This window comes from Bradyrhizobium sp. MI1.4, assembly GCF_055811315.1.
Window position 1 is genome coordinate 26,887 of record NZ_JBVVPP010000010.1, and the last position, 25,189, is coordinate 52,075.

The following is a 25,189-nucleotide window of genomic DNA, read 5'->3' on the forward strand; positions in this document are numbered from 1 at the left end:
TCTACTCGGCAGCCTGCGCCAGCAACGCGTCCGACTGTCGCCACGGCACCGCACCGCCAAGTGCCTCGGCGACGGCGATGCCGGAGCGCAAGCCATCCTCGTGGAATCCGTAGCCGGTCCACGCGCCGCAAAACCAGGTACGGCGGCGTCCCTGGATTTCGGGGAGATTCCTCTGCGCGGCGAACGCGCCCGCGTCATACTGTGGATGCGCGAAAGTGAACTTGCCGAAAGTGAGATGAGGCGCCGGCTCGCAAGGGGGATTGAGGCTGACGAATAGCGGCTTGCTGTCGTCGATGCCTTGCAGCCGGTTCATCCAGTAAGTCACCGCGACGTCGTTCTGGGCAGGCGCTTCGCGTCGCCAGCGCAAGAAGTTCCAGGACGCCCATGCATTGCGGCGTTTCGGCATGAGGTTGATGTCGCGGTGCAGATAGGCCGTGTTTGGAGCGTAACGGATCGCGCCGAGAATCGATCTCTCGCGTGGGTCGGCATCCGACAGCATCGCCAGAGTCTGATCGCTGTGACAGGCCATGACGACAGCGTCGTAGCAGTCCTGATTGCCGTGACTGTCGGCGATCGTCACAACGTGCGTGGTGCGATGGATCGACGTCACCGCGCAACCGAGCCGGATGCTGGCCTTGAACCTGGCCGTGAGCTTCTCGACATAGCGCCGGCTGCCGCCCTGGACGGTCCGCCAGAGCGGCCGATCCAGATGCAACAGCCGGTGATTGTCGAAAAAGGCGATGAAGTTTTCCGCGGGAAAGGCGAGGATCTCGGCTGAGGGGGACGACCAGATGGCGGCCCCCATCGGTCCCAGATAATCGCTGAACAGGCGCGGGCTGAACGCTCCCTGGCGCAGATATTCGCCGAGTGTGAGGTTCTGGAGCCGGCCGGCCCGCAAGTCGGAGACGCTTGCCTTGTTGAAGCGACGGATCTCGGCCAGCATGCGAAAATACGACGGGGAGAAGAGGTTGCCCGGCTGGGCGAACAGGCCGGAGGCGACCTGCAGGAAGGTCTCGCCGCCGCCCCGCCATTCGAATCGGCCTTGGTCGGCCGACATCGCGAAGCTCATGCATGTCTCCTCGGTCTTCACGCCCAGGTGCGCGAACAGAGACGTCAATTCCGGGTAGTTCGGCTCGTTGAACACGATGAAGCCAATGTCGACGTCGATTTCTTCGCCATCGTAGTCAACCCGCACTGTATGACTGTGTCCGCCCGGTCGCAATTCGCGCTCGTAGACGGTCACGGCATGACGTTCTGACAGGAGCCATGCGGCGGCATTGCCGGCAATTCCCGTCCCGATCACCGCCAAACGCATGCTTTGTCGCCCCGAAATGCCACCGGCGACGGCCGGAACATCCGGTTTCGGGCCAATGTCGTCCGTCGCCTGGCTTAGGACAGCTCCAATAGCTGATCTGTCCACCCGCGCTTAAGGAAACGTTCCGGCGGACAGCGTGGATCACTCGCGAAACCGGGGCACGGGGCGGACGTAAGGATCCGAGTTTGAGTATGGTGAGACATGGATTTGCTGCAGATACTGATCGTCGCCGGCATCGCGCTTGCGCTTTCGCTGTTGATGGGGCTGGCCTGGATCGTTCAGCAGCGAACCGGCAATTCCGGGTGGGTCGACACGATCTGGACCTATTCCGTGGGCCTCGTTGGGGCGGTGGCGGCCCTTTTGCCATTCGGCGAGGCGCTGCAAGTGCGCCAGATGCTCGTAGGCGGGCTCGTGCTGCTTTGGTCGGTGAGGCTCGGGACGCATATCGCCCGGCGCGCCGCGGCGGGTATCGACGATCCGCGCTATGCAAGCTATGCGCAGGAATGGGGCTCACAGGCGCCGCTTCACATGTTTGCTTTCCTGCAGTCGCAGGCCTTCGCCTCGGTGCCGCTGCCATTCGCGGTCTTCCTGGCTGCACACGCTCCGCAGGCCGCCCTGGGAGTCCAGGACTATGTCGGCGCTGCCATCATGCTTGCGGCCGTCGCAGGCGAGGCGATCGCCGACGAGCAATTGCGACGCTTCAAGCGCAACAAGGCAAACGCGGGCCTGGTCTGCAATATTGGGCTTTGGCGCTGGTCGCGTCATCCGAATTATTTCTTCGAATGGCTCGGATGGCTCGCCTATCCGATGATCGCGCTGTCGCCGGGCTACGCATGGGGCTGGGCGAGCCTGATCGCGCCGGCGATCATGTACTGGATACTCGTGCACGTGACCGGAATACCCCCGCTAGAAGTCCAGATGCTGCGATCCCGCGGCGGTCGGTATCGGGACTATCAGGCACGCACCAGCGCTTTCTTTCCACGGCCGCCCAAGAAGGCGCCGGAATGATCGGAGCTCCGGCCGCACGATCTGGTTCAAGGGCGTGACAGGGTTGGGCGGCAAGGGGGAACGAGCGCGTAGCGTGATCCAGCGAAGGGCTCACGTCGTTTACAGGCGTTGCCTTTGTCAAACCGGTTGCGACACCACCGGAGGAGAGACCGGACATGAGCCTGCTTTTCGCGTATCTGTCGGTGGCTGCGACCTTCGTTGCGCTCGACATGATCTGGCTCAAGACCATGGTTGAGAGACTTTACCGGCCGGTGCTGGGCGACATGTTGCGCTCGCAGCCCGACCTCGCCGCCGCCGCAGTGTTCTATCTGGCCTATCCCGTCGGCCTGATCTGGTTCGCGGTGCTGCCGGCTCAGCAGGATGGTGGCGCGCTGCGTGCCTTCACGTCCGGCGTGATGCTGGGCTGCTTCACCTATGCGACCTACGATCTGACCAACCAGGCCACGCTGCGCAATTGGTCGACGGGGCTCACTGTTGCGGACGTGTGCTGGGGATCCGTCCTCGCCGGTGTCAGCGCCTGGACCGGATTTCTCGTCGCTCAAAAAATAGCGCATTGATCATGGACGGGACGCACAACGGAGCACTGCGACACGATGGCGACCGGAAGCGCGGCAGCTGGTACCGATGCGCCGCTTTCCTGTTCCTGGTTCCTGCTGCGGGGATTCTGATCGGGGTCTTGAACCGTCCAGGAGTCTGGTACGCGGCGCTCGACAAGCCATCGTTCAATCCGCCGGATGCGGTGTTCGCACCGGTCTGGACGGCTCTGTTCCTGATGATCGCCGTGGCGGGATTCCGCACCTTCGAGGCGGAGCCGCGCGGAACGACGATGAGATTATGGGCTCTGCAGATGATCCTGAATTTTGCATGGTCTCCCATCTTCTTTTCGCTTCATCGCATGGACGTGGCGCTCGGCGTCATTGTTGCGCTGTTCGCCGTGATCCTCGCCTTCGTCTGGCGACAATGGGCGAACGATCGGCTGGCAGCGGCGCTTTTCATTCCCTATGCCGGCTGGGTGGGTTTTGCGACCTTGCTGAACATCTCGTTGCTCCGTCTCAATTAGGATCAGACTCAGAGCTGACTTCATAGCGTCGAACGGGTGAGCGTGGCGCCGAATTCAGAGATCCGTCGCTCCATCGCACTCGTCAAACGCGTCGCGGGTCGCCGCGATCTTGTCGGAGAGCGAGGTGAATGCGATCTGGACACTCCGCTTGGCATCGTCGTCAAGCACCAGGTGCGCAAGATCGACCAGTCGATCACCGAAGCGCGCCATGACAACGAGCAGTTGATCGAGCCCATCAGCGGGCTGCTCGGCGGCCAGACGGTCGACCTCCTTCACCATCTGCTCGAGCCTCGCAACGGAGGACACAAGCGGGTCCTGGTGTCCACGGTTTGGGAATTCGATGATCTCTGCGGCCACGCGCGGGTTCCTCGTCTGCTTCAGGCTGCAGCCGATGCGGCAAGGCAATCCTTGCGCACCGCCAGAAGGGTTCGGTGCAACCAAGTCTTGATGGTGCCGACCGGCACACCGAAGCGCCGCGACAAGCTCGCGCGGCTCTCACCCTCGAGATAGGCCAGCGCCACCAGTCTGCGGCGGTCTTCCGGCAAACGAGCCAGCACGCTGCGTGCGATCGGGTCGGCGCGGGCGTAGTCGAAATCGTCGATCGACGGCTGATCAGCAATTGTCGGGACCAGAAGTGCCTCGTCGAGCTCGTGAGTCGGCAGGGTTCTGACCCGCAGATGGTCGATGGCGGTGTTCCGGGCGATCGCGGACATCCAGGTCATCGCTGAAGCACGGCCGCTGTCGAACCGACCCGCGTTGCGCCAGATCTTCAGATAGGTTTCCTGAAGAATGTCCTCGATGTCGTGGGGCGGAGTTCCGACGGCGAGCGCTGTCCTGCGCAGCCTGCTCCGTGTCAGCATATGCAGCGCTGCGAAGGCCCGTGTGTCGCCCGCCGAAACGCATGCCAGCAGTTCGGGCAATGTTTCGCTCTGCGCCTGTCGTGTCAGGCTTAAGCCGGCCATGATCTGTCTCCCTTGCGTTTCCTTCGAAACGCTCCGGACTCGCGTTCGGATCACCCGGCGGAAGAAGGAGGCGAGCGGATCAAAGCCGCACGAATGGCCCGATCAGCCTGCCGAGCAGGCCGTTCATGCGTAGGTCGCCCGTCATTGCGACGAGGCAAAGACATGGGCCCTCGTCGCCCACCACAGGCCGATGATCGATCTCATCGTCGCCATAGTCGAAATCACCCGGACCAAATCGGCCGCCCTCGTGGCTGAAGCTGCCCTGGAGCACGAGGGTCAGTTCGGTTCCGGTGTGCGTGTGTTCGAGCATGCGGCTCCCCGGCGCGGAGCGAAGCAGAAATGCCCGCGCCGTGCCCGATCCGGACAACTCGATCGGTCGCAGGCTCAGACCCGGAGCGATGCGCCTGCGCTTGCCGATGCGGTAGTTTCGCAGCGCCGCCGGAACATCCTGCTCGCTGCCGCGAGCGGCCTCGGAAATCCGCGCCGCTCGTTCTTCAGGAGCGTCGTGAATGCGCGACATCACCTGCTCGAACGCATCCGATGCGACCGGCACCGGCTCGACATCTTCAAGAGCCAAGCCGCCAAGTTGCTCGATGGCCTGCACGAACCGGCCGCACCGCGCGCAACCCGCAACGTGCACCCCCACCACCAATTGATGGGCTTCTTCCAACCTGCCGGCCGCAAAGTCGGCCAGAAGATCTTCCGGCGGATGATGGCTGATCGTCATGCTTCTTCGTCCAATATGTCTCTCAAGCGGTTCATCGCCAGCCTGATCCGCGACTTCACCGTTCCGAGCGGAATGCCAAGCAGGCTCGCGATTTCCGGGTGCGGCTTCTCCTCGATGAACGACAACCTCACCACCATGGATTGCTCCATCGAGAGCCGCTCGACCGCCGAATTGATCCGCGCGGCGTCCTGCACGCGGGACATGACGGCATCCGCCGGTTCGGCGGGATCCGGCGTCTCGGGAAGCTCAGCGGTGCCCCGCAGGCGGTCCGCCCGCGCTCTGCTGCGGAACAAATCGATGCGCAGGTTGCGCGCGATGGTGAATATCCATGCCACCGCTCCGGCCGTCGCCGGATCGAACTGGCCTGCCTTCCGCCAGACCGCGATCATGGCATTCTGAGCAATCTCCTCCGCCTCGTCTGAACTGCACCCGGCCTTCAGCATCAGTCCCTTGATGCGTGGCGCGAAATGCTCGAATAGGCGCTTGAAGGCCTCCCGGTCTCGGGTCGAGGCGACGCGTCCGATCAGATCAGCCCAGTCCACCTTTGTGTTCGGCCCTTTGCTCGTGCCAGTCGACAGCCGCGCTTCAGTCCTCCGGGGAAAACCAGCCTTCGCCCGGATGGGCGCATCTAAAGCTCGGATAGCAGCGATCATAGCGCCTCGACAAGCGACCTGTAGGTCTGGGAACGAACGAGGACAGGCCCTAGATCATCGCGGAATGATCATTTCGAGAGGTTCCGGCGCCGTCCGCGCAGAGGTCCGGCCGACCGCGCCGTCTCTCCCGGGCCTCACACCGGAAACGTCAGCGATTTCGCGAGCCTGACCAGATCGACCTGGCGCCGGCAGCCGGTCTTTTCGACTAACGAAGCCATGATGCGCGCCAGGTCACGCGAAGAGTTCTACGATCTTCGCCGAAACGACGCGATTGCATCGAGACGGGACGTCGATTGTGACGCCCCAATAACAATCCAGCTATGGGTCCTGGTTTAGCCGCAAGTAGGCCATTGAGGAAGGCTGTCTCACTCGAGAGGGTCATTTCCTTTCGGCTCTTGCAAGAACTTCGGCATGTGGTTACGCGGTTCACGATCACGCGGAGCGGGACGTTCGGACGGGTCGCGGCCGAGCTTGGACTGCAGCTCGACGAGGTCGGTGAAGACGTCGGCCTGGCGGCGCAACTCGTCGGCGATCATCGGCGGCTGGCTGGCGATCGTGGAAATCACGGTGACCCGCACGCCGCGGCGCTGAACGGCCTCGACCAGAGACCGGAAGTCGCCGTCGCCCGAGAACAGCACCATCTGGTCGATGTGCTCGGCGCTCGGGCACGATGTGGTTGAAGCGGGATCGGCCGAAGAGGCGCTTCGACTGCTGAACCGGGGGCTCACTCCCGATTTCGTCGTGACGGATCACCTCATGCCGGGCATGTCCGGTACCGAACTCGCCCGAGCGGCGCTTCAGACCATTCTTGATGGACGAATTTGCGGGTGCCCGTGGCTTTGGTTAGCAGGAGATCTCTAACAGATGCGTTGCGTAAGTTACCCAGGCTGGCGAATGGAGGCTGCGAAACTGGAGCAATGCCGTCAGCGGCTGCCGCCTACGGTGTCGGCGACCTTCGCTCCCCTCGACCCCATTGGCTTGGATGTGCCGGTGGTGGTGTCGCGCTCGGTCTGATGTTCCATCTCCGCGTCGACCTCCGCACCGAGCAGGATGACGATGGCGGAGATCCACAGCCAAGTCATGAAGCCGATGATCGCCCCAAGTGAGCCGTAAGTTTCGTTGAACTTGCCGAAGTTTGCGGCGTACCAGGAGAAGGCCCCGGAAACCGCGATCCACAGCAGAGCCGCGATGGCACTGCCCCAAGTGACCCAACGCCAGCGGGCCGTCTGCCGGCTCGGCCCATATCGATAGATCACTGCGAGCGCGAGGGTCAGGATGAGAAACATCGCCGGCCACCGCCCGATCCGGAGCAGAAGGTCGCCTGCGCCGGACAGGCCGACATAGTCCAGGAAAACGGGTACTGCGACAATGGATCCGAGAGCGACGACGACGAAGGCGATGCCGCCGAGCGTAAAACCTAGTGAGACGGCATTGAGCTTGAAGAACCCACGTTTCTCGTTCTCGCCGTGGACGATGTTCATAGTGTCGAACAAAGACTTCATGGCCGCGTTGGCGCTCCAAAGCGAAGTACCAAGGCCGATGGCGAAGGTAATGCCGAGCGTCTGCGAGCCCTTGGACGCAACTCTGGTGAGTTGGTCGCGTGCGATATCGATCGCTCCGCCGGGGAGAAATCCGCCCAGCTGAACGAGGTGTCGCGTTATGGTAGTGGGGTCCGAGAAAAGGCCGTACACGGCGACAAGCGCGGCGATGGCGGGAAAAATGGCCAGGATGCTGTAGTAGGTCATGCCGGCCGCCAGCGCCAGAATGCGGTGCTTGGAGATGTTCGCGTAGACTCGCCGAAGGATGTCTTTCCAGCCGCGTGGCGGGATCTCCGAGGGGGTTGTGGCCTGGCGGCCTCGGTCTTCGTCAGCGCCATCTGGTCGCGTCTGCGAGGAAGGAACGATGGATGGGCTCTCCTCCCGATCCTGTTGCGTCGGCAGCAAGCGATCCGAGATGAGCGCAAGGCCGAGAACCGCCAATGTGGACGCCAGTGACCAACCGATCGACTGCCGCTCTGAAACGTCTGGGTGTTCAGTCATGCTTCTGTCGTCCTTGCCTTTCGAGCCGGGACAACTGTATTCCAGTCACGATCGTTCCTGTACCGCTTCGCGCGTCGACGCACGGCAGTCGCGGATTTTGCAACCGAGGACGATCCCGGCCAAAGAAGCGCCGACCGCGTTTGCGGCGATGATGACCCAATCGCCGCGCATCGCCCCATAGACGACCCACAAAGCCAACCCCGTGGTCAGCGCTACCAACATTCCCATGGAGAGATCGGCGGTAGATCCGCGGGGCCACGCCTTTCGGACCTGTGGGACGTAGGAGAGCGAAGCAAGGAAGGCAGCAAGTCCGCCCAGATAGGTGGTGAGATCGTGTGACATCTGGTTACCTCTCCGGTGCACCGGCTGAACGGACCTCCGCTGGAAGGGTTCCGGCGCCAAGGAGGGTTAAGCAGCTGAGGTGCGCAGGACGTCAGGGCAAAGGAGTGGTGCTGCCTAGCGCGCTTACGCCCCGGCGGTGCTGGATGACCGCGTATCTTTACGAGCTTGCGATACACAGACGTTTACCGCCTGCCGGAGCGAGGTGACGTAGTAATCGGCGCCGATCACAGTCTGAACCTGTCGGTCTCTCAGAACGTCATCTTCGGCTGGCCACAATCCGACAAGGACGGGTACGCCTGGAGCTCTTCGCTTCAATCGCTGCAGAAGGTAGCGCAGGTGCGAAGGGCTGCCCCGAATATCGAGGTAGGAGATGCAGATCATGACGGTACCTGTCACCTCCAGCGCGTTGATGGCTTCGCGCGAGGCGGCGTCATACCTCGTGACCCGCGCGCCCAGACCATGCTTCCCGAGAAGTTGCGCCAACATCGCAGACGCTGCTTCATCGAGCGGTCCCTTGCCGGCAAGGCATAGAACGGGGGCTGCTCCTTGCCATGGGGCCGAAAGCGCGGATCTGTGCGGGCAATCTTCGGGCGCCGCATTGCTGGGGATGCCCCGTTGATCTCTAGGCGTGCCGGCAGGCTGCGTGTCCAGCGAAGAAGGATCCTGGTCCTCGTGCTCGGCCAGTTCGCGGATGAGCCCCTCTATCGTATTCCGCACACGTTCCAGATGCCTTTGCCCGATCACGCCACGTTCGGCATCGTTGGCAGCCAGCTGCAGGCCTTTTAGAGCGACTTCATCGTAATAGGAAGACAGCGATCGTTCCTTCAGCGGCAGCTCGGCGTGATCCTGGGCCTCGTCCGCGTCTCCCGCCAGGAATCGCTGATAGAAACTCTCGACGGGCGTGAGCGGCGGTCGGTCTCCAAGCAGGATGTCCAGGAACTCTAGCCGATCAACATATCGGCCGAGCACAACCAGGCACAGCGTAAGGGGCATCGAAAGCACCAAGCCAATCGAGCCCCAAAGCCAGCTCCAGAAGATCGCAGATACCACAACCGCTAATGGCGAAAGGCCGGTGCTGTGGCCATAAGTATCGGTTCGATGCCCTGGCTTACTCCAAGTTCGACCACGATATAGAGGATCTCTGTCAGATCGCCATCGACCATCCCGGATCGACGGCTGTCGCGAGCGTGATGGGCAAGCCTGCTGATATGAACGAGCCGATGTAAGGCACGAAGCGCAGCAGCCCGGAAAGAATGCCCCACAGCACAGGATTGGGCACGCCGATGAAGAACAATCCCGCGCCGATGATTACACCGAACGCCGAATTCAATCCGAGTTGAGCCAGAAAGTATCGGCTCAGCCGCTGAGCGGCGTCGTCCAGCGCCACCGTCGTCCGATGGAGGTCCGTGGCACCGAACAGCCGGATCATCCGATCGCGCAGATCTTCCTTCTGCAGCAGCACGAAGATCGAGATCACGAGGACAATTCCCAGCGTTGCGAACGGCGACAGGATAGGGGACAGATACTTTTGAAGTAGCTCGAGCGGGCTCGACGTCGCTGGTTTTGAGCCGGGCTGGTCACCCTTGACCGAGGTCTCGGCTCCAGCCGAGCCTTGCGGGACCGTCTGCAGCGGCGTTGCATCGTAACCGATGCGCTCAAGTAGGCCAGAAGCCTTCTCAGCCATGTAGGTGCGGGCGGCCTCGATCTTCCTTTCGATCGTGCCTGCATATTCAGGTGCGCGGGGCGCCAATTGTGCGACCTGCGATCCGATCACCGTCCCAATCGCACCGATGATGGCAATCGCAACAAAAACAGCAATCAGTACAGAAGGTACTCGTCCCAGTCGCCACCTTCGGAGTAGATCGACGAGTGGGGCCAGCACGAACGAAAGAAGTATTGCGGCCGTGATCGGCACAAGCACTTCGCGCGCCAAATAGAGCGTCGCTATTACGACGATCCCGATTTGAAACGACAGAAGTGAGGTGATGGCTGGCGCGTCCGCGGCCGGAACGCTTTCCTGCAATAGATCGTCGGAACTCTCGGACTCTGCCACGAAGCACCTTAACCGCTGACGCGGCACCAGCTTGAAGGTAGTCGGCGAACAGTTCGGCGCACAAATTGTTCCCGGAGCGGCGGACCGCGTCCGGCCCCTCCACCACCGCTTGCGGGAGTCGGCCATGAGCCGCAAACGCCATGAATGACGGACCCTAGTGGGATGTTCGCGATTGCCGCCTAACAGCATCCCGGCATGGAGGCACTCCCGCAGTCGAGCCCACTGCGGTGATCGCTTCGCTGAGGTGAGGAAAGTGCAAACCGGAATGCCTGAAAATTAATTCCCCCACAGCCGTAGCGTGTACAAATGCCAGACCAGGGTTTGTTCTGAATGAGCGCGCTCCCTTCAATAACGAGCGCGGCGCTATGTCTCCCTAGACCCCTCTCTTCAGGCCCGACTTCAGCTTCCGACTCCAGTCAATGCGTCGCGGTTGCTTCTTGCGCGGCTCCTTGACGATCGGCTGACGCTCCTCGGAACCATCGTCGAACGTCTTCACGAGAAAGCGCTCGGTCCCCTCCTCAATGACTTCTATTCCTACCTGCTTCTTTGCCATTCCCGGAAACGTGAGAGAGGGAACGCAGTTCCACCCGAACCTCTCCGCTTAACGCAGGTTATTCTCGCTCAGCACGAGGAGAGTGGAACATGGATAAAGATCGCGTAGAAGGCGCCGCGACAAACATCAAGGGCAAGATCAAGGAAGGCGTCGGCAAGATGACCGGCGATGCTAAGACAGAAACCGAAGGTCAAGCGGACCAGGTGAAGGGCAAGGCCCAGAACGCCGTCGGCGGAGTGAAAGACAAAGCCCGCGAAGTATTGAACGGCGAGTAGTCTTAACCTCAAGAGCCCTCGCGAAAGCGGGGGCTTTTTGTTGTCTACCAGTAATCTTATGCTCGCTGCCTCGCTGCTCGAGATCTTGGACCTCGACTTACCAACGACTGGCGCGCCCGCGTTCGCCGTCCTGCTCGAGAGCGCACGAAAGAAGACCGGAGTCCTTAGTCAGGCCGCTCCTCGTCTTCCTCGCGCAGCCTGTGGTACGCGGCCTTCAATTTGCCTCGATACGGCCAGCGTTGTTCACGCCAGCGTTGTTCACGTCGGCCGCCGCCATGATTTCGTTGATCACGCAGTTCTAACGGACAGCTTGAATGTCGACGGCGTGCTGGCAATTGCGCTGGGGTACATCAATTCGATGTGCGTGATGACGGACGGCTTCTCCGACGTCCTTTGCGACCGGTTTGACCAATTCGCGACTCCAACTGAGCTACGCGATCGATCCCGACGCACCTGAGGCGGGAAGCAGTCAACAGGTCAGGACGGGGTTGAGCGCCTAATTCGTCGCGCGACGGCTCGGCGTCAGCGCAAAGGCAGTCACCGAATGGGTCGCCTACTTCATCGAGCACGGGGACCTGCCCGCCGCGAGCAAGCTCGAGGGCCATGAGGACTACATCCGCTCAGCGATCGAAGCCAATCCATCGATCAGCGTGCATGCATTCTGGCAGACGTTCAACAAGGAGCGGGCGAAGGTCGGCTATGGCATCATGTCCAAGTTCATCGCGGATCTCGGATACGAACGGGACGCTGCGGGTCGCCTGACCGCAAAGGCACCGCCCGGAAGCTCCGCTGAGCGGGGCGGAACTGAAAACTAGAGAGTCCGCGGCCGGGGCAACCACGCGCGGGCTCAGGCGACCGAGTTGAGCCTGATCTCGTCGGTGGCGTCGATCCAGCCGAACAGGGCGCGCAGCTCGTCGGCCTTCACCTTGCCCGGCGCTTCGTCTGCTTGGCGGGGATCCCAGGCTTTTCCGAACGTCTCCTCGCCGTAACCGGGATCCGGTTCAGCCCAATTTCGCCGGTGTCGTGATCGAAAGCCGCCCCCCCCCGGCTGTACGAACTCCTGCATGCCTACGGCGCCGCCAAGTTCAAAGACGGCAGGCATCCGAAGCGTTCGTCGGCTTCGGCAGGTCGCCCGCCTCTGGCGTATGGCGTGCTGCTGGACGAGGATGCCGATTTCTTCGTCTCCGAGATGAGATTTCGCCTAACCAGCTCGTCGATCGCGTTCGGCAGCCGGGATATAGATTCTCCCCCCGAAGGCGACGCTGTGCGACGGCCCGAGGTGGCGGATCGCATGCCGCAGGCGGGTGCCGGGCCCGGGCACCCGCCATGACGACGTCGCCTTGGACCGCGCCCGTGATCGGATGGACGAGTGCGAGCTTGAACCAGCGGTGGGTGCCGGCCGACCTCGCTGTCGCGCCGCTCCGCCCCGAAGTGAGGGGGCACCGATGTCTTCGAGGCACGGTCGGCGAACTCCGCCTGCTCCGGCGTCGTGATCTCGACCCATTCCGGATCATCGTGCTTCCCCGTGATCAGTCGAAATTCAGCCAGTTGAATTCCTGGATGCGCAGCAACGTCGTGGCGTCCATGGCAATCTCCTCTTTGGGAGTCCCCCTAGAAGGCCGTCCAGCAAGCCGGAATGCCCGACGCTACTGACAGAGGACCCCTGGAGCCGCCGGGGCAAGGAGGCGGATCTGCCGGCTCGGTTCGGGCCAAAAGCCGCCCTACGAAAAGTGCGGGTAAACGAGACGCTTACTAGCCTCGACCCGGTCTTAGCGACCTTTCGTATCAATCGCCCCGTTCTTATTGTGCCAACCGATCCATTCTTCCGGAACACGGTCGTGCGAAATCAAGTACTTAGTCGACGCGGTCTTGTGGTGCGGGCATATTTGAACGCAAGGTGCCCCTTTTCGCGCCGTGCAGCATTTTGCCTGTCGCTTGCAACCGCGCGTTTCGGCGCGCGAGCGCAATCGCGAAAAATGAATCGCAATCAATGAGCTAGACTTAACTCCTCCGAGCTCACGTGAGTTCGGATGAGAAACAGCCTTCACTTCAGGTGCGGCAGGTTTTGCGAGTCGCATCAAGGACATCGACTCGAATGCTGAGGCGCTGATCCAGCAGCTTCACACATTGCTGCAATCAGGCCTGTTGCGACGCTACAAGGCGTGCATCCCCATAAAGCCCGGACCAGCTCAATATTTCCTTAAACGCCGGCGCCGCCCGTGAGGCTTGCCATGATGTGGACGATCAGCGTCCGCAGCTCATCCAGCCTGTGCTGGCATGACGTGCTGCCGCGCGGCGCCCTGCGCTTGTCACGCCCCGGCGGGGATGCTGAAGTGCCGCCCTCGATTGTGGTGTGTAGGAGCCGGCGCCGATGGACAGAATTCTCGCAGCCGCAAAGGCGATCGCGCTGGCGCGCCGCAACCATGCGCCGCTCGCGGCGCTCGAGGTTCCTCCGGCCGATGAAGCCGAGGGCTATCAGGTCCAGCGGGCGCTGCACGATCTGCTGCTGCCGCATGCCGGCCCGCTGGTCGGTTACAAGATCGGCTGCACCAGCCAGGTGATGCAGGATTACATCGGGATTCCACACCCATGCGGCGGCGGCGTGTTCCAGAAAGGCGTGCACGACAGCGGCGTGCAGCTCGCGGCTGCCGACTATGTCCGCGTCGGCGTCGAATGCGAGATCGCGGTGCGGCTGAAGCGCAATCTCGCCGCCGGCGAGGCGCCATTCACGGCCGAATGGGTCGGCGAAGCCGTCGAGGCCTATCATCCCGCGATCGAGATCGTCGACGACCGCTATGTGAAGTGGGAAACGATGGGCGCGCCGACGTTGATCGCCGACGATTTCTTCGCCGCCGGCTGCGTGTTGGGCGAGATCGTGCCGCGCTCGTCGGTGCCGGACCTGAAGGCCGTCAAAGGCCGCGCCATCGTCAACGGTGAAGAGGTCAGCCACGGCACCGGCGCCGACGTGCTCGGCCATCCCCACAATGCACTCGCCTGGCTCGCCAACCATCTCGCCGCCGAGGGCAAGGGCCTGCACGAGGGACAGCTCGTGCTGACGGGGAGCCTGGTGAAGACGCTGTGGCTGAAGGCCGGCGACAAGGTGCGGATGGAGCTGGACGGCCTGGGGACGGTGGAGGCGGAGTTTACGTAGGCGCCGCGGGCACTGCGTCGTCATTCCCCGCGAAGGCGGAGAATCCAGTACGCCGCGGCTTCTCCGTTCATCGCTGACGTCTCGAAATACTGGATCGCCCGCCTTCGCGGGCGATGACAGTCGAGGGGGCGGAGAGGGGGATAGCGGCGTCGCTACAATCGCGCGTCGCCGAGCGCTGTATGCAGCCATCGCCAAAATACATGCGGCCCTCGCCAGGGGAGCTAGCGAGGGCCGCGTCGTACATCGTCGTCCGCGCCTAGGTTCGCGAGCACGATGTGGGAGCTCGGGAGTAGGCTAGAAGGGCAGCAGCACGTCCATGACTTGCTGGCCGTAGCGCGGTTGCTGCACGTCCATGATCTGGCCGCGGCCGCCATAGGCGATGCGGGCCTGCGCGATCTTGGTGGAATCGATGGTGTTGTCGCTCTGGATGTCTTCGGGACGGACGATGCCGGCGACGATGAGCTCGCGGATTTCGTAGTTGACGCGGATCTCCTGCTTGCCCTCGACCACGAGGTTGCCGTTGGGCAGGACCTGGGTGACGACCGCCGCGACGTTGGTCTGCAACGCTTCCTTGCGGTCCACGCTTCCTTTGCCCTCGCTGGACGCGGTCGAGTCGGCGGTGAGGATACGGCCGGGCAACACCTTCTGCGCTTGGGCCCCCAATGTCTTGGCGCCGATGAAGTCGGTGATCCCGGAATCTTCCTTGTTGGTGCGGCTGCGCTGGGTGTCGTTTTCGATATTGGCCTTGTCGGTGATGTTCACGGCCACCGTCAGGATGTCGCCGACCTGATGGGCACGCTGGTCCTTGAAGAAGGCCCGGCTGCCGCTGCGCCACAGCGAGTTCGGATTGTAGGAGGCGACCTCGGGCTTCGGCATCGGCATCTGCACCGGCTTGTAACCGGGCTGCGTCGTCGGATTGTCGATCGCCGACAATTTCGGCTGCTCGCCGATCTGCGACAGACGGTCGATCGAGGAGCAGCCGCTGGCCAGCGCGCACGTCGCCAGCAGCAGGGCAGAGATCGCGATGCGACCGGGACGAAAAGCCGAACTGAACGTGGACATGACTTACTCTGACTTGGCTGGAGCTTGCGAGACGCGAACTTGCGGGATCTGGGCTTGTGCGATCTGGGCCGAGGATGCCGGGGCTTGGACCAGGTTCCGGACGAGGGCTGCGGTATCGACGGGGGCGGGCGCCTCGTCGCGCTTGAGCGAGGAGGTCTGTTCGACCGCGGCCGGCATCGGCGCGGCCTGGCTGGCGCCCTGGACCGTCACCTGGCCGCGGCCGGTGACGACGCCGCTCAGCGTGCGCTTGGTCTGCAGGTTGAGCACGCTGATGGTATCGCCCTCGGCGCCGCTCTCGATCGCCTTGCCGCGCGTGGTGAGATAGATTCCGGGAACCTGGTAGATGACGGTGACGTTCTGGTCGCGCTGCACGAAGTCGGGCTTGACGATGTCGGCGACGCGGATCGGCGTCCCCGCCCGCATCGGCCGGCGGAGCTGCATGCCGAGCGTGCGATCGCGCGAGGCGGCCTCACCGGTGACCTCGGCCTTCGGCCGCCGCTCCATGGCGACATCGGACGCCTTCAGGAGATCGACGCGGTCGATGTCGCGCGTCAACACGGCCACTTCCACCGTTTCGATCGCGGTGCCGGTGAAACGCAGCTTGGTCGGTGCCGGATTGTTATCGTTGTTGATCTCGAAGGCGATGTCGAAACGGCCGCTGCGGGCGTCGTAGCGGGTTGCCACCGGCTGCAGCACGCCGGTGTTGGAGGCATCCAGCCGCATGTCGGCAATGCCGCGGTCGAACGTGACGGTAATGTTGGCGGCATCGCCAAGTCCAAAGCGGCGCTCGAGCGCCGAGGCGACCGCGGTCTCGAGGTCCTTGTTCACGAGCGTGCGGGCGAGACGGGTGACCTGGACCTCCTTGATGTCGCCGGTCATCACGCCGATCACCTGCTTTGCGCGCAACACCGCCAGCACGTGGGCGACCGGCAGCGCACCGGTGGTGCCGAGATCGGGCGAGCGGTAGACCGGGATCAGCGCGGCCGAGCCGGCATTGTCGATGAGATCGCCGACCCGCACCACGTCCGAGGTCACGGTGATGCTCGCGCGCAGCGTCGGCGTCGCGATGAAGTCGTCGGCGGCCCGTGCGGGCAGCGCCAGCACGAGGAGAGCGGAGATCGTGGCGAGGGTGGTGCGGATCATCGTCATCACCTCAGCGGAACAACGCCGTGGTCGACTGCATCATCTGGTCGGCGGCGCTGATCACCTTGGCGTTCATCTCGTAGGCGCGCTGGGCGGCGATCAGGTCGCTCATCTCCGAGACGACGTCGACATTGGCCTGCTCGAGGCTGCTCTGGGTGATGTTGCCGAAACCCTCGGAGCTCGCGGTACCGTCCTGCGGCGGGCCGGAGGAGGGCGTCTCGGTGAACTGATTGTTGCCGACCGGCTGGAGGCCCGCCTTGTTGATGAATCGGGTCAGGCCGATCTGGCCCTGGACGGCCGAGGTCGACGAACCCGGCAGCGTCACCGAGACCTGGCCCTGCACGTTGATGGTGAGGCCCGAGGCGTTGTTCGGGATCGTAATCGTCGGTTGCACCGGGTTGCCCTGCGCCGTGACGATGCGCCCCTGATTGTCCATCTGGAAGGTGCCGTCGCGGGTGTACTGGTAGCTGCCGTCGGGCATCAGGATCTTGAAGAAACCTTCGCCCGTGATGGCCATGTCGAGGTCGTTGCCGGTCTGCGACAGCGTGCCCTGGGTCATGCTGCGCGGCGTGCCGACGGTCTTGACGCCGCCGCCGATGTCGACGCCGACCGGCAGGATGGTGCCCTGGTCGGACGACTGGGCGCCGACCCGGCGGACGTGTTCGTAGATCAGGTCCTGGAACGCCGCGGTCTGCTTCTTGAAGCCGGTGGTGCGCAGGTTGGCGATGTTGTTGGAGATCACCTGAACGTTGAGTTCCTGTGCCGCCATTCCGGTTGCTGCGGTGTGAAGCGCCTGCATGTCAGTTCTCCCTCAATCAGGCCGGAACGTCGGCGAGCTTCTCGATCGCCGACTTGTGCATGTCACTCTGCTGCTGGAGCAGGTTGGCGATGGCGGTGTAGCTGCGCATGACTTCGACCATGCGGCTCATCTCACCGACCGAGTTCACATTCGACTTCTCGACATAGCCCTGCTGCACGGTCGACTTGGTGTCGGCCTGCGGGACCGCGGAGCCGATGTCATAAAGGTTGGCGCCAAGCTTGGTCAGCTTGGCCGGATCGTCGAACGAGGCCATGCGGATCTTGCCGCGGATCGAATCGTTTTTGGCCGTGCCCTCGAGCACCGTGACGGTGCCGTCCGGCGCGACGTTGATGTCGTGGTCGGTCGGCTGGAAGGTGATCGGGCCGCTGGTGCCCAGCACGAGGTTGCCGTCGGAGGTGACGAGCTGGCCGGTGCTGTTGAGCGAGAATTTTCCGTCGCGGGTGTAGCGCTCGGCGCCATTGGCCTGAACCGCGAAATAGGCGTTGCCGCTGATCGCCATGTCGAGCGGATTCTTGGTCGGCTCCATCGGCCCCTGGCCGACGTCGCGGAAGGTGCCGCGGTCCTGCACATAGGAGACCCGGCGGTCGGAGCCGACGAAATTGTCCTCACGCGCGTTCGAGTTGAGGTACTCCTCGAACAGCGAATGATCGGCCTTGAAGCCGTTGGTGTTTGCGTTGGCGACGTTGTTGGCGATGACATCCATCTGCCGTTCCAACGTCATCTGTCGTGACAAGCCGATCAGAAGCGCGTTCTGCATCGGAAATCTCCCCTGAGTGAGATCCGCCAGCTCGCTCTCCCAAGCGCATTGGCCGATCCCGTGAACGAGACCTCGGGTTCTCCCAAACCCTGGGTCTCGGTCCTTTCTCAGCGAAACTCGTGCCAGGCGGGAAAATTATGTACTTTCAATACCTTGTCTGTTTTTCGAGGATGCGGGGAGGCGGCAGAAAGGGTCTGTTAGCCATGTTTGCCCGGCAGATTTTTCCTAGTGAAGGCCCAATCGAAAGGTTCCGTTAACCATTATTACCGTAGCGTTTGCGCGTAAGAGGAGCACTGCGCTGGGGCATTTGTATCGCGTCACTGTCTGCCAGGAGCTTCGCTCTTTCGACCCCTTTGAGAGATGAGCGAGCGCGGCGATCATGGCAGAGAATGAAGCGGAAGGCGGCGCGGCCGCCGACGGCGCGGAAGCCGCTCCGCCCAAGAACAAGTTCAAGCTGATGATCATGGTGGTGGGCCTGCTCGCCGTTCTCGGCGGCGGCGCCGCGACCTGGTTCTTCTTTTTCCGTCACGGCGACGACGAGCATCACGCCGAGGCGGCGCCTCCGCCGAAGCCGCCGTCTTTCGTCGAGGTTCCCGACATCATGGTCAACCTCGCCGGCGCGCCGGGCGAGCGCGTGCAATATCTGAAGCTCAAGATCGTTCTGGAGCTGAAGGAAGAGAAGCAGGTCGAGGCGATCAAGCCTACGATGCCGCGCATCACCGACATCTTCCAGACCTATGCGCGTGAGCTGCGCTCCTCCGACCTCAACGGTTCCGCCGGCATCTTCCGCCTCAAGGAAGAGCTGACCAAGCGCGTCAACGCCGCGGTCGCTCCGGTCCAGGTCAGCGCGGTGCTGTTCAAGGAAGTCGTGATCCAGTGAGCATGACGGGCTAGGGCTCATGGCAGGCACCGACCAACCAGACCAGGATGCAATTGCCGCCCAATGGGAGGCCTCGCTCGATTCCGAGGATCCCGCTGAGGCCGCGAAGGCTGCTGCCGAAAACGAACTATCCGAGACCATGGCCCTGCAATGGGCGGCCATGGTCGAGGATGGCAGCCGCGATCTCGGCGCCGGCAAGAATTCCGGCGAACGCGTGCTGTCGCAGGAGGAGATCGACAACCTCCTCGGCTTCGCGGTCGGCGACGTCACGCTCGACGACCATTCCGGCATTCGCGCCATCATCGATTCGGCGATGGTCTCCTACGAGCGTCTGCCGATGCTCGAAATCGTCTTCGACCGCCTGGTGCGGTTGCTGACGACGTCCTTACGCAATTTCACCTCCGACAACGTCGAAGTCTCGCTCGACCGCATCACCTCGGTGCGCTTCGGCGACTACATGAACTCGATCCCGCTGCCCGCCGTCCTCACCGTCTTCAAGGCCGAAGAGTGGGACAATTTCGGCATGGCCGTGGTCGACTCCAGCCTGATCTACTCGATGATCGACGTGCTGCTCGGCGGCCGCCGCGGCTCAAGCCAGCTGCGCATCGAGGGCCGGCCCTACACCACGATCGAGACAGAATTGGTCAAGCGATTGGTCGAAGTCGTCATGGCCGATGCCGAACAGGCGTTCCGGCCGCTGTCGCCGGTGACCTTCACCATCGACCGGCTCGAGACCAACCCACGTTTCGCCGCGATCAGCCGTCCTGCCAACGCCGCGATCCTGGTGCGCCTGCGCATCGACATGGAAGATCGCGGCGGCAACATCGAGCTCTTGCTGCCTTACGCGACCATCGAGCCGATCCGGGGCGTCCTGCTCCAGATGTTCATGGGCGAAAAGTTCGGCCGCGACCAGATCTGGGAAGGCCATTTCGCCACCGAGATCGTCCAGGCCGAGATCTCCGTCGACGCCGTGCTCTACGAAGCCGACATTCCGCTCAAGCAGCTGATGCGGTTAAAGGTCGGCGACACGCTGCCGCTGGACATGCGCGCGGATGCCAGCGTCACCGTTCGCTGCGGCGACGTCACCATCACCGAAGGACGCATGGGCCGGGTCGGCGACCGCGTCGCGATACGGGTGACGAAACCCTTGCGCAAGCCAAGTACGACACTTGCGATGTTCGAAAAGGTCGACGAGCAGAACAAGATGATGGAGGCCCCATGAACCACTCCCTGGGAATGGCGATCGAGACGCTGGTGGCTATCCTGCTGATGCTGACCATCGTCTACTGCGTCACGCTCAACAAGCGGCTGACGCGGCTGAAGGCGGACGAGCATTCGCTGAAGGCGGTCATCGGCGAGCTGATCACCGCAACCGAGATTGCCGAGCGCGCGATCGGCGGGCTGAAGCTCGCCGTGCGCGACGTCAACGAGAACCTCGGCAGCCAGCTTGCGTCGGCGACCCAGATGTCCGAGCAGCTCTACAAGCAGCTCGGCGAAGCCGACAACGTGGTGCGGCGGCTGTCCAAGATCGCGATCGCCGCGCGCCCCGTGACGAACCCGGAAACGGTCGCCGCGCCCGCAGCCAAGCCTTCATCGGCGAAGGCGGTGGCGGCTGCGGCCGAAGCCTTCTCCGAGCGCCGACGATCCAACGGTCTTGCGGCATAAAGTCAGGGTATGAAGTCTTTTCGCAACATCCGCGTCATTCCGATCGTGCTGGTTGCCGTCGCTGGCCTGGCCACGCTGAAGGTCACGGGTCTTGTGATCAATGGCGGCTATGTATTCGACTACAAGCCGAGCCAGACCAAGAAGTCGTGGGCGCAGGAGAATCTGAACTTCCCGGCCAGCCGCGAGGATTCCGATATCACGGGCTCGACCCATGGCGCGCCGAAGGAGGCGCCGAAGCCGGCCGCACCCGACACCAAGTCCGAAGGCGCCGCGGTCAAGGAGGAAGCCCAGCCGCAGATCTCCGCCTCGGAGCGCGCGATCCTGGAACGCCTGCAGTCGCGTCGCCAGGAGATCGAGGCCCGCCAGCGCGAGATCGACATCCGCGAGAGCCTGTTGAAATCCGCCGAGAAGCGCATCGAAAACAAGGTCGAGGAGATGAAGGCGGTAGAAACGCGTATCTCCGCGACGCAGGCCGAGCAGAAGGCCGCCGAAGCCCAGCGCATGAAGGGCCTCGTCACCATGTATGAGGGCATGAAGCCCAAGGACGCCGCGCGGGTCTTTGACCGGCTCGAGATGGGCGTGCTGATCGAGATCGCCTCGCAGATCGCGCCGCGAAAAATGTCGGACATCATGGGATTGATGTCCCCGGAGGCCGCCGAGCGGCTGACGGTCGAGATGGCCCGCAGGGCCAATGGCGGCGGCGATCAGTCCGCCTCGGCCGGCGAGCTGCCCAAGATCGACGGCAAGCCGACGCAAAAGCCGAATTGAGGGCTCATACTTAAGAAGTCCTTAATTGCCAAAATCTACAGTCTGGGGCAGGGGCCGGCAGCAATGCCGGCGTGGACCGTCGAACCGGAAGTAATGCCGCCAATGGCGCGAGACGCTGCCGCTGGATTTGTGTCGCGAGCCCGCGCCCTGGCGCGGAGGCTGTCGCGTCATGTCCGCGCGGCGCCGCTGCTGGCAGCCAGCCTGCTGATCGGCTTCACGGCGCCTGTCCGGGCGGCCGACGCGATCAGGGGCGAGGCGACTTTCTCGGCCAGCGGCGGCTTTGCCCGTCTCGTGATCAAGCTCGGGGAGGACGTCCCCTCCGAGGTTACGACGGCCGGCTCCATTCTCGTCATCCGTTTCGACCGGGCGGTCGACGTTCCCGTCGATCGCGTCCCGGAAGGCGCGCCCGACTACGTCAACTCCGCCCGCCGCGATCCCGATGGCGGCGCCATCCGCCTGTCGCTGGCGCGGCGCGTCACCGTCAACACCATGAATGCCGGCGAACGTACCTTCATCGACCTCTTGCCGGAGGGTTGGAAGGGGCCGCCGCCGAGCTTGCCGATGGACGTGGTCAAGGAACTCGCCGAGCGCGCGCGCGTCGCCGAACGCGCGCTGCGCGCCCAGCGCGCCGCGGCGGAGAGTAAGAAACGGCCGCAGATCCGCGTGCGCGCGTCGGTGCAGCCGACCTTCGTCCGCTTCGTGTTCGAGATGCCGGATGGCGTCGGCGTATCCTCCGTGCTCAATGAACAGAAGCTCACGCTCGCCTTCAACGCCAACCTGAATTTCGATCTGGCGGACGCGGTCGTCGCAGCGCCGCCGAACGTCGCCTCGATCAAGCAGAAGGCCGACATCGACCAGACCAGTGTCGAGATCGCGCTGATCGGCGATTCCGACGTGCATTCGTTCCGCGACGAGAAGAACTACGTCGTCGACATCTCCTTCCAGCCGGACAAGGGCAAGATGGCCACGTCGGCGGAAGCTGCGATCGCGCAGGCCAAGCCCGCCGCTCATGGACCGGCGCCTGCGCCTGAAAAGCCGGCGGCCGAGAAGCCGAAGGACGCGCATCGTGAGATCGCGCCGCCGACGTCCGAGACGATCGCGCGCGAAGCCAGGATCGATGCCAAGCCCGAGGTGAAGCCGGAAGCGCCCGCCGCCATGCCGCCCGCTGAAGCGCCGAAATCGGTGCCGGCTCCTGCATCCGAAGCCGCGCCCGCTGCGCAAGCGCCCAAGGAAGCGCCCAAGGAAGTTTCGAAGTCTGTCGCGCCAGTTGCAGACGCTGCGGTCGCGCCCGCCAAGCCGGTCATGGCCGAAGCGCCTCAAGAGGTCGTGAAGGATGCTGCCAAAGAGCCGGTCAAGGAGCCCGTCAAGGCCGCGCCAGCAGAGGCGCCCGCTGCGCCGCAGCCGACTGGTGCCAGCGTCGATGTCCGCCGCGACAGCGACGGCCTGCGGGTAACTTTCCCGCTTCAGGTCGCAACCCCTGCGGCGGCGTTCCGCCGCGGCGACACCGTTTGGCTGGTGTTCGATACGGCAGAGCCGATCGACGTCGAGGCGATCCGCACCAAGGGCGGCGCGATGATCGGCGAGGTCGGCCGCGTCCCGCTCGAGAAGGGACAGGCGGTGCGCATCCGTCTCACCCGGCCGCTGGTCTATTCGCTGTCGAGCGAGGAGGTCGGCAAGCAGACCAACTGGCTCTTGACCCTCGCCGACAAGATCCAGGCGACGCCGCTGCCGCTGATGATCTCGCGCAACATCACCGACCCGGCGCTCGCCAACATCGCGATCCCCTTCGCCAATCCGGGGCTCCTGCACAAGCTCACCGATCCCGATGCCGGCGACACGCTCTATGTCATCACCGCGCAGCGGCCGGTGCGCGGCTTCATCAAGCGGCAGGATCTCGTCGATCTCGCGCTGCTGGAATCCGCGCATGGCATCGCGATCCGGCCGAATTCCGACGAGGTCGGCGTCGAGGTCGGGGCTGACAAGGTCATCCTCGGCAAAAAGGGCGGGCTGACGCTGTCCCCGGTCGACATCTCGGCCGAGCGCGCGCCGACCGCAGTGCGGCCGGTCTTCAGCCCCGAAGGTTGGCGCAAGGGCCAGTCGGAAAATTTCATAGCGCGCCAGAACGAGCTGATCACGGCGATCGCCAACCTCGAACCGGCGATGCGTTCCCTGCCGCGGCTCGACCTCGCGCAATTCTACATGTCGCGCGCGATGTATCACGAGGCGAAGGCCGTCACCGAATTGATGCTCGCCGATCCTCTCAACAAGGAGGAGAGCGGTGCGCTGATCATGCATGCGATCGCGAGCATCCTGATCGGTCGGCCGGCGCAGGGCCTGAAGGACCTCGCCAACCCCGTGATCGGCAACAGCCACGATTCCCAGCTCTGGAAAGCGCTCGCCTATGCGCGCCAAGGCAAATGGGCGGACGCGCGCGAGAAGTTCAAGAACGTCGAATTCGCCATCGCCTCGCTACCGCTCGACATCCAGCGCATCGTGACGATGGAGGCGATGCGCGCTTCGCTCGAGGTCAAGGACTATGCGGGCGCCTCCAACCGCCGCAGCGAGCTCGAGGTGGTCGGCGTCTCGCCCGAGGCCGCGCCCGGCTTTGCCGTGCTGCGCGGCCGGCTTGCCGAGGCGCTCGGCCACGACAAGGACGCGCTCGACGACTACAAGTTCGCCGGCGGCTCGTCCGATCGGCCGGCTGCGGCCGAGGCCAAGCAGCTCGAGGTCGCGCTGCGGCAGAAGCGCGACGAGATCGGCAAGGAAGACGCGTTGCGCGAGCTCGAAACGCTCTCGATGACCTGGCGCGGCGACTCGATTGAGGTCAAGACGCTGCAGATGCTGTCGCAGATGTTTGCAGAGAACGGACGCTACCGGGACGCGCTCACCGCGGCGCGCACCGCGACAAAGCTGCAGCCGAACGCGGAAGCCTCGCGCCAGGCGCAAGACCTCGCCTCCGACCTGTTTACGCAGCTCTTCCTGGGACCCAAGGGCGACGAGCTGCCGCCGATCGAATCGCTCGGGATGTTCTACGAGTTCCGTGAGCTGACGCCGATCGGCCGCCGCGGCGACGAACTGATCCGACGCCTCGCCGACCGTCTCGCCTCGATCGATCTGCTCGACCAGGCCGCCGAGCTCCTGCAATACCAGGTCGACCATCGCCTCGAAGGCGCGGCGCGTGCGCAAGTCGCTGCGCGCCTCTCCATGATCTATCTCGCCAATCGCAGACCCGACATGGCGATCACGGCGTTGCGCGCGAGCCGGATCAGCGACCTCTCAGGCGAGCTCAGGCAGCAACGCCTGCTGCTGGAGGCGCGTGCACAGAGCGACGTCGGCCGCCACGATCTTGCGCTCGATATCGTCTCCAACGTTACAGGCCGCGAGGTGCTGCGCCTACGCTCGGATATCTTCTGGGCGGCGCGGCGCTGGCGTGAATCCGCCGAGCAGATCGAGCTCTATTACGGCGAGCGCTTCCGTGACTTCAAGCCGCTCAACGCGGTGGAGAAAAGCGACATCATCCGCGCCGCCGTCGGTTATGCGCTCGCCGACGACTCGATCGGCATGTCGCGCTTCCGCGAGAAATATGCGCCGCTGATGAGCGAGAGCGCCGATCGGCTCGCCTTCGACATCGCGAGCAAACCGACCGGCGCTTCCAGCGCCGAATTTGCCGATATCGCCAAGCTGGCTGCCAGCGTCGACACGCTCGACGGCTTCCTGCGCGAGATGAAGCAGCGCTTTCCCGACGCCACCGCCCGCGCGCCGGCCTCTCCACAGGCCAAGGACGAGTCCGACCACACCGGCTCGCTGCCCACGATCCCCGTCGTGCGCCAGATCAAGATGACGCGATAGGACGCCGCTCCTTCTTGGCCTCGCGACAGGTACCCGTGAGCCAGCTCTCAAGTGACGGGCAGGGCCGAAGACTATCGCCCGCGTACTCATCAACCCGATCAGTCCAC

At 63.6% G+C, this 25,189-nt stretch carries 26 protein-coding genes and 2 pseudogenes; 12 read left to right on the forward strand and 16 right to left on the reverse strand.

Annotation, left to right across the window (positions count from 1 at the left end; translation table 11 throughout):
• Position 1 precedes the first annotated feature (1 nt).
• Positions 2-1,315 carry an NAD(P)/FAD-dependent oxidoreductase gene (locus AC0L23_RS14000; protein WP_473357024.1) on the reverse strand — a complete coding sequence of 438 codons (1,314 nt, stop codon included), beginning with the start codon at positions 1,313-1,315 and terminating at the stop codon, positions 2-4.
• Between the two features lie 201 nt (positions 1,316-1,516).
• On the opposite strand from AC0L23_RS14000, the gene AC0L23_RS14005 reads away from it, so the two are divergent.
• From AC0L23_RS14005 to AC0L23_RS14015, 3 genes are all read left to right on the forward strand, one after another.
• The gene (locus AC0L23_RS14005; protein WP_473357025.1) at positions 1,517-2,323 is read left to right on the forward strand and encodes a DUF1295 domain-containing protein; all 807 of its coding nucleotides are present in this window, start codon (positions 1,517-1,519) and stop codon (positions 2,321-2,323) included.
• Between the two features lie 155 nt (positions 2,324-2,478).
• On the forward strand, positions 2,479-2,880 hold the full coding sequence (locus AC0L23_RS14010) for a DUF2177 family protein (protein WP_204511699.1): 402 nt from the start codon (positions 2,479-2,481) through the stop codon (positions 2,878-2,880).
• An 86-nt stretch (positions 2,881-2,966) separates the two neighbouring features.
• The gene (locus AC0L23_RS14015; protein ID WP_456777258.1) at positions 2,967-3,383 is read left to right on the forward strand and encodes a TspO/MBR family protein; all 417 of its coding nucleotides are present in this window, start codon (positions 2,967-2,969) and stop codon (positions 3,381-3,383) included.
• 54 nt (positions 3,384-3,437) lie between these two features.
• Here the strand turns inward: AC0L23_RS14015 and AC0L23_RS14020 are convergent, their stop codons facing one another.
• The 5 genes and pseudogenes from AC0L23_RS14020 to AC0L23_RS14040 form a co-directional block, all read right to left on the reverse strand.
• Entirely contained in the window at positions 3,438-3,740 is a 303-nt protein-coding gene (locus AC0L23_RS14020) for a hypothetical protein (protein ID WP_204511698.1), read from the reverse strand.
• 20 nt (positions 3,741-3,760) lie between these two features.
• Entirely contained in the window at positions 3,761-4,345 is a 585-nt protein-coding gene (locus AC0L23_RS14025) for an RNA polymerase sigma factor (protein WP_377789419.1), read from the reverse strand.
• A gap of 79 nt (positions 4,346-4,424) precedes the next feature.
• Positions 4,425-5,072: a ChrR family anti-sigma-E factor gene (locus tag AC0L23_RS14030; protein WP_473357026.1), complete on the reverse strand. Its 648-nt coding sequence runs from the start codon at positions 5,070-5,072 to the stop codon at positions 4,425-4,427.
• Positions 5,069-5,614 carry a sigma-70 family RNA polymerase sigma factor gene (locus AC0L23_RS14035; RefSeq protein ID WP_204513966.1) on the reverse strand — a complete coding sequence of 182 codons (546 nt, stop codon included), beginning with the start codon at positions 5,612-5,614 and terminating at the stop codon, positions 5,069-5,071. Before AC0L23_RS14035 ends, AC0L23_RS14030 begins: the two co-directional genes overlap by 4 nt.
• Positions 5,615-6,090: 476 nt before the next feature.
• Positions 6,091-6,384 (reverse strand): annotated as a pseudogene (locus AC0L23_RS14040) (NYN domain-containing protein); the annotation flags it as partial.
• On the opposite strand from AC0L23_RS14040, the pseudogene AC0L23_RS14045 reads away from it, so the two are divergent.
• A pseudogene (locus tag AC0L23_RS14045) lies at positions 6,374-6,517 on the forward strand (response regulator); the annotation flags it as partial. The pseudogenes AC0L23_RS14040 and AC0L23_RS14045 sit on opposite strands and share 11 nt — an antisense overlap.
• Before the next feature lie 131 nt (positions 6,518-6,648).
• On the opposite strand, the gene AC0L23_RS14050 reads toward AC0L23_RS14045, so the two are convergent.
• From AC0L23_RS14050 to AC0L23_RS14070, 5 genes are all read right to left on the reverse strand, one after another.
• Positions 6,649-7,764, reverse strand: a complete 1,116-nt coding sequence (locus AC0L23_RS14050; RefSeq protein ID WP_473357027.1) for a YihY/virulence factor BrkB family protein — start codon at positions 7,762-7,764, stop codon at positions 6,649-6,651.
• Positions 7,765-7,809: 45 nt separating this feature from the next.
• On the reverse strand, positions 7,810-8,106 hold the full coding sequence (locus AC0L23_RS14055; protein ID WP_204511694.1) for a SemiSWEET family sugar transporter: 297 nt from the start codon (positions 8,104-8,106) through the stop codon (positions 7,810-7,812).
• Between the two features lie 123 nt (positions 8,107-8,229).
• Positions 8,230-9,099, reverse strand: a complete 870-nt coding sequence (locus tag AC0L23_RS14060; protein WP_204511693.1) for a hypothetical protein — start codon at positions 9,097-9,099, stop codon at positions 8,230-8,232.
• A 151-nt stretch (positions 9,100-9,250) separates the two neighbouring features.
• Complete coding sequence (locus AC0L23_RS14065; RefSeq protein WP_377789411.1) at positions 9,251-10,159, reverse strand: AI-2E family transporter; 909 nt, start codon at positions 10,157-10,159, stop codon at positions 9,251-9,253.
• 373 nt (positions 10,160-10,532) lie between these two features.
• Positions 10,533-10,712 carry a hypothetical protein gene (locus AC0L23_RS14070; RefSeq protein WP_204511691.1) on the reverse strand — a complete coding sequence of 60 codons (180 nt, stop codon included), beginning with the start codon at positions 10,710-10,712 and terminating at the stop codon, positions 10,533-10,535.
• 89 nt (positions 10,713-10,801) lie between these two features.
• Between AC0L23_RS14070 and AC0L23_RS14075 the strand changes: the two genes are divergently transcribed.
• Together AC0L23_RS14075 and AC0L23_RS14080 are read left to right on the forward strand one after the other, a co-directional pair.
• Positions 10,802-10,987, forward strand: coding sequence for a CsbD family protein (locus AC0L23_RS14075; RefSeq protein WP_063994501.1), 186 nt, complete (start codon positions 10,802-10,804; stop codon positions 10,985-10,987).
• Between the two features lie 58 nt (positions 10,988-11,045).
• Positions 11,046-11,444, forward strand: coding sequence for a hypothetical protein (locus AC0L23_RS14080; RefSeq protein WP_473357028.1), 399 nt, complete (start codon positions 11,046-11,048; stop codon positions 11,442-11,444).
• A 390-nt stretch (positions 11,445-11,834) separates the two neighbouring features.
• On the opposite strand, the gene AC0L23_RS14085 is transcribed toward AC0L23_RS14080, so the two are convergent.
• Positions 11,835-12,089, reverse strand: coding sequence for a hypothetical protein (locus AC0L23_RS14085; RefSeq protein WP_473357029.1), 255 nt, complete (start codon positions 12,087-12,089; stop codon positions 11,835-11,837).
• A gap of 1,269 nt (positions 12,090-13,358) precedes the next feature.
• Between AC0L23_RS14085 and AC0L23_RS14090 the strand changes: the two genes are divergently transcribed.
• On the forward strand, positions 13,359-14,138 hold the full coding sequence (locus AC0L23_RS14090; RefSeq protein ID WP_473357030.1) for a 2-keto-4-pentenoate hydratase: 780 nt from the start codon (positions 13,359-13,361) through the stop codon (positions 14,136-14,138).
• 294 nt (positions 14,139-14,432) lie between these two features.
• Here the strand turns inward: AC0L23_RS14090 and flgH are convergent, their stop codons facing one another.
• The 4 genes from flgH to flgF are packed head-to-tail and all read right to left on the reverse strand — an operon-like array spanning position 14,433 to position 17,920.
• The gene (flgH, locus tag AC0L23_RS14095; RefSeq protein ID WP_473357031.1) at positions 14,433-15,200 is read right to left on the reverse strand and encodes a flagellar basal body L-ring protein FlgH; all 768 of its coding nucleotides are present in this window, start codon (positions 15,198-15,200) and stop codon (positions 14,433-14,435) included.
• A 3-nt stretch (positions 15,201-15,203) separates the two neighbouring features.
• Positions 15,204-16,343 (reverse strand): flagellar basal body P-ring formation chaperone FlgA, encoded by a 1,140-nt coding sequence (gene flgA, locus AC0L23_RS14100; protein WP_473357032.1) that lies wholly within the window; start codon positions 16,341-16,343, stop codon positions 15,204-15,206.
• 10 nt (positions 16,344-16,353) lie between these two features.
• The gene (gene flgG, locus AC0L23_RS14105) at positions 16,354-17,142 is read right to left on the reverse strand and encodes a flagellar basal-body rod protein FlgG (protein ID WP_007602131.1); all 789 of its coding nucleotides are present in this window, start codon (positions 17,140-17,142) and stop codon (positions 16,354-16,356) included.
• A gap of 16 nt (positions 17,143-17,158) precedes the next feature.
• A complete protein-coding gene (gene flgF, locus AC0L23_RS14110; protein WP_085349414.1) occupies positions 17,159-17,920 on the reverse strand; it encodes a flagellar basal-body rod protein FlgF in 762 nt (253 codons plus the stop codon).
• Between the two features lie 379 nt (positions 17,921-18,299).
• On the opposite strand from flgF, the gene fliL reads away from it, so the two are divergent.
• The 5 genes from fliL to AC0L23_RS14135 all read left to right on the forward strand — a co-directional run bounded on the left by fliL (position 18,300) and on the right by AC0L23_RS14135 (position 25,082).
• The gene (gene fliL, locus AC0L23_RS14115) at positions 18,300-18,800 is read left to right on the forward strand and encodes a flagellar basal body-associated protein FliL (protein WP_018456421.1); all 501 of its coding nucleotides are present in this window, start codon (positions 18,300-18,302) and stop codon (positions 18,798-18,800) included.
• Positions 18,801-18,819: 19 nt separating this feature from the next.
• Positions 18,820-20,022: a flagellar motor switch protein FliM gene (fliM, locus tag AC0L23_RS14120; RefSeq protein ID WP_018456420.1), complete on the forward strand. Its 1,203-nt coding sequence runs from the start codon at positions 18,820-18,822 to the stop codon at positions 20,020-20,022.
• Positions 20,019-20,465, forward strand: coding sequence for a DUF6468 domain-containing protein (locus AC0L23_RS14125; protein ID WP_007612299.1), 447 nt, complete (start codon positions 20,019-20,021; stop codon positions 20,463-20,465). Before fliM ends, AC0L23_RS14125 begins: the two co-directional genes overlap by 4 nt.
• Before the next feature lie 9 nt (positions 20,466-20,474).
• The gene (locus AC0L23_RS14130) at positions 20,475-21,233 is read left to right on the forward strand and encodes a MotE family protein (RefSeq protein ID WP_473357033.1); all 759 of its coding nucleotides are present in this window, start codon (positions 20,475-20,477) and stop codon (positions 21,231-21,233) included.
• 102 nt (positions 21,234-21,335) lie between these two features.
• Complete coding sequence (locus tag AC0L23_RS14135) at positions 21,336-25,082, forward strand: tetratricopeptide repeat protein (protein ID WP_473357034.1); 3,747 nt, start codon at positions 21,336-21,338, stop codon at positions 25,080-25,082.
• Positions 25,083-25,189: the final 107 nt, after the last annotated feature.

Coding starts and splice junctions, on each gene's coding strand:
- AC0L23_RS14000 (WP_473357024.1), bottom strand. CDS start 1,315: ATGCGTTTGGCGGTGATCGGGACGGGAATTGCCGGCAATGCCGCCGCA.
- AC0L23_RS14005 (WP_473357025.1), top strand. CDS start 1,517: ATGGATTTGCTGCAGATACTGATCGTCGCCGGCATCGCGCTTGCGCTT.
- AC0L23_RS14010 (WP_204511699.1), top strand. CDS start 2,479: ATGAGCCTGCTTTTCGCGTATCTGTCGGTGGCTGCGACCTTCGTTGCG.
- AC0L23_RS14025 (WP_377789419.1), bottom strand. CDS start 4,345: ATGGCCGGCTTAAGCCTGACACGACAGGCGCAGAGCGAAACATTGCCC.
- AC0L23_RS14030 (WP_473357026.1), bottom strand. CDS start 5,072: ATGACGATCAGCCATCATCCGCCGGAAGATCTTCTGGCCGACTTTGCG.
- AC0L23_RS14050 (WP_473357027.1), bottom strand. CDS start 7,764: ATGACTGAACACCCAGACGTTTCAGAGCGGCAGTCGATCGGTTGGTCA.
- AC0L23_RS14055 (WP_204511694.1), bottom strand. CDS start 8,106: ATGTCACACGATCTCACCACCTATCTGGGCGGACTTGCTGCCTTCCTT.
- AC0L23_RS14060 (WP_204511693.1), bottom strand. CDS start 9,099: ATGCCCCTTACGCTGTGCCTGGTTGTGCTCGGCCGATATGTTGATCGG.
- AC0L23_RS14070 (WP_204511691.1), bottom strand. CDS start 10,712: ATGGCAAAGAAGCAGGTAGGAATAGAAGTCATTGAGGAGGGGACCGAG.
- AC0L23_RS14075 (WP_063994501.1), top strand. CDS start 10,802: ATGGATAAAGATCGCGTAGAAGGCGCCGCGACAAACATCAAGGGCAAG.
- AC0L23_RS14080 (WP_473357028.1), top strand. CDS start 11,046: ATGCTCGCTGCCTCGCTGCTCGAGATCTTGGACCTCGACTTACCAACG.
- AC0L23_RS14085 (WP_473357029.1), bottom strand. CDS start 12,089: ATGCCTGCCGTCTTTGAACTTGGCGGCGCCGTAGGCATGCAGGAGTTC.
- AC0L23_RS14090 (WP_473357030.1), top strand. CDS start 13,359: ATGGACAGAATTCTCGCAGCCGCAAAGGCGATCGCGCTGGCGCGCCGC.
- flgH (WP_473357031.1), bottom strand. CDS start 15,200: ATGTCCACGTTCAGTTCGGCTTTTCGTCCCGGTCGCATCGCGATCTCT.
- flgA (WP_473357032.1), bottom strand. CDS start 16,343: ATGATCCGCACCACCCTCGCCACGATCTCCGCTCTCCTCGTGCTGGCG.
- flgG (WP_007602131.1), bottom strand. CDS start 17,142: ATGCAGGCGCTTCACACCGCAGCAACCGGAATGGCGGCACAGGAACTC.
- flgF (WP_085349414.1), bottom strand. CDS start 17,920: ATGCAGAACGCGCTTCTGATCGGCTTGTCACGACAGATGACGTTGGAA.
- fliL (WP_018456421.1), top strand. CDS start 18,300: ATGGCAGAGAATGAAGCGGAAGGCGGCGCGGCCGCCGACGGCGCGGAA.
- fliM (WP_018456420.1), top strand. CDS start 18,820: ATGGCAGGCACCGACCAACCAGACCAGGATGCAATTGCCGCCCAATGG.
- AC0L23_RS14125 (WP_007612299.1), top strand. CDS start 20,019: ATGAACCACTCCCTGGGAATGGCGATCGAGACGCTGGTGGCTATCCTG.
- AC0L23_RS14130 (WP_473357033.1), top strand. CDS start 20,475: ATGAAGTCTTTTCGCAACATCCGCGTCATTCCGATCGTGCTGGTTGCC.
- AC0L23_RS14135 (WP_473357034.1), top strand. CDS start 21,336: ATGGCGCGAGACGCTGCCGCTGGATTTGTGTCGCGAGCCCGCGCCCTG.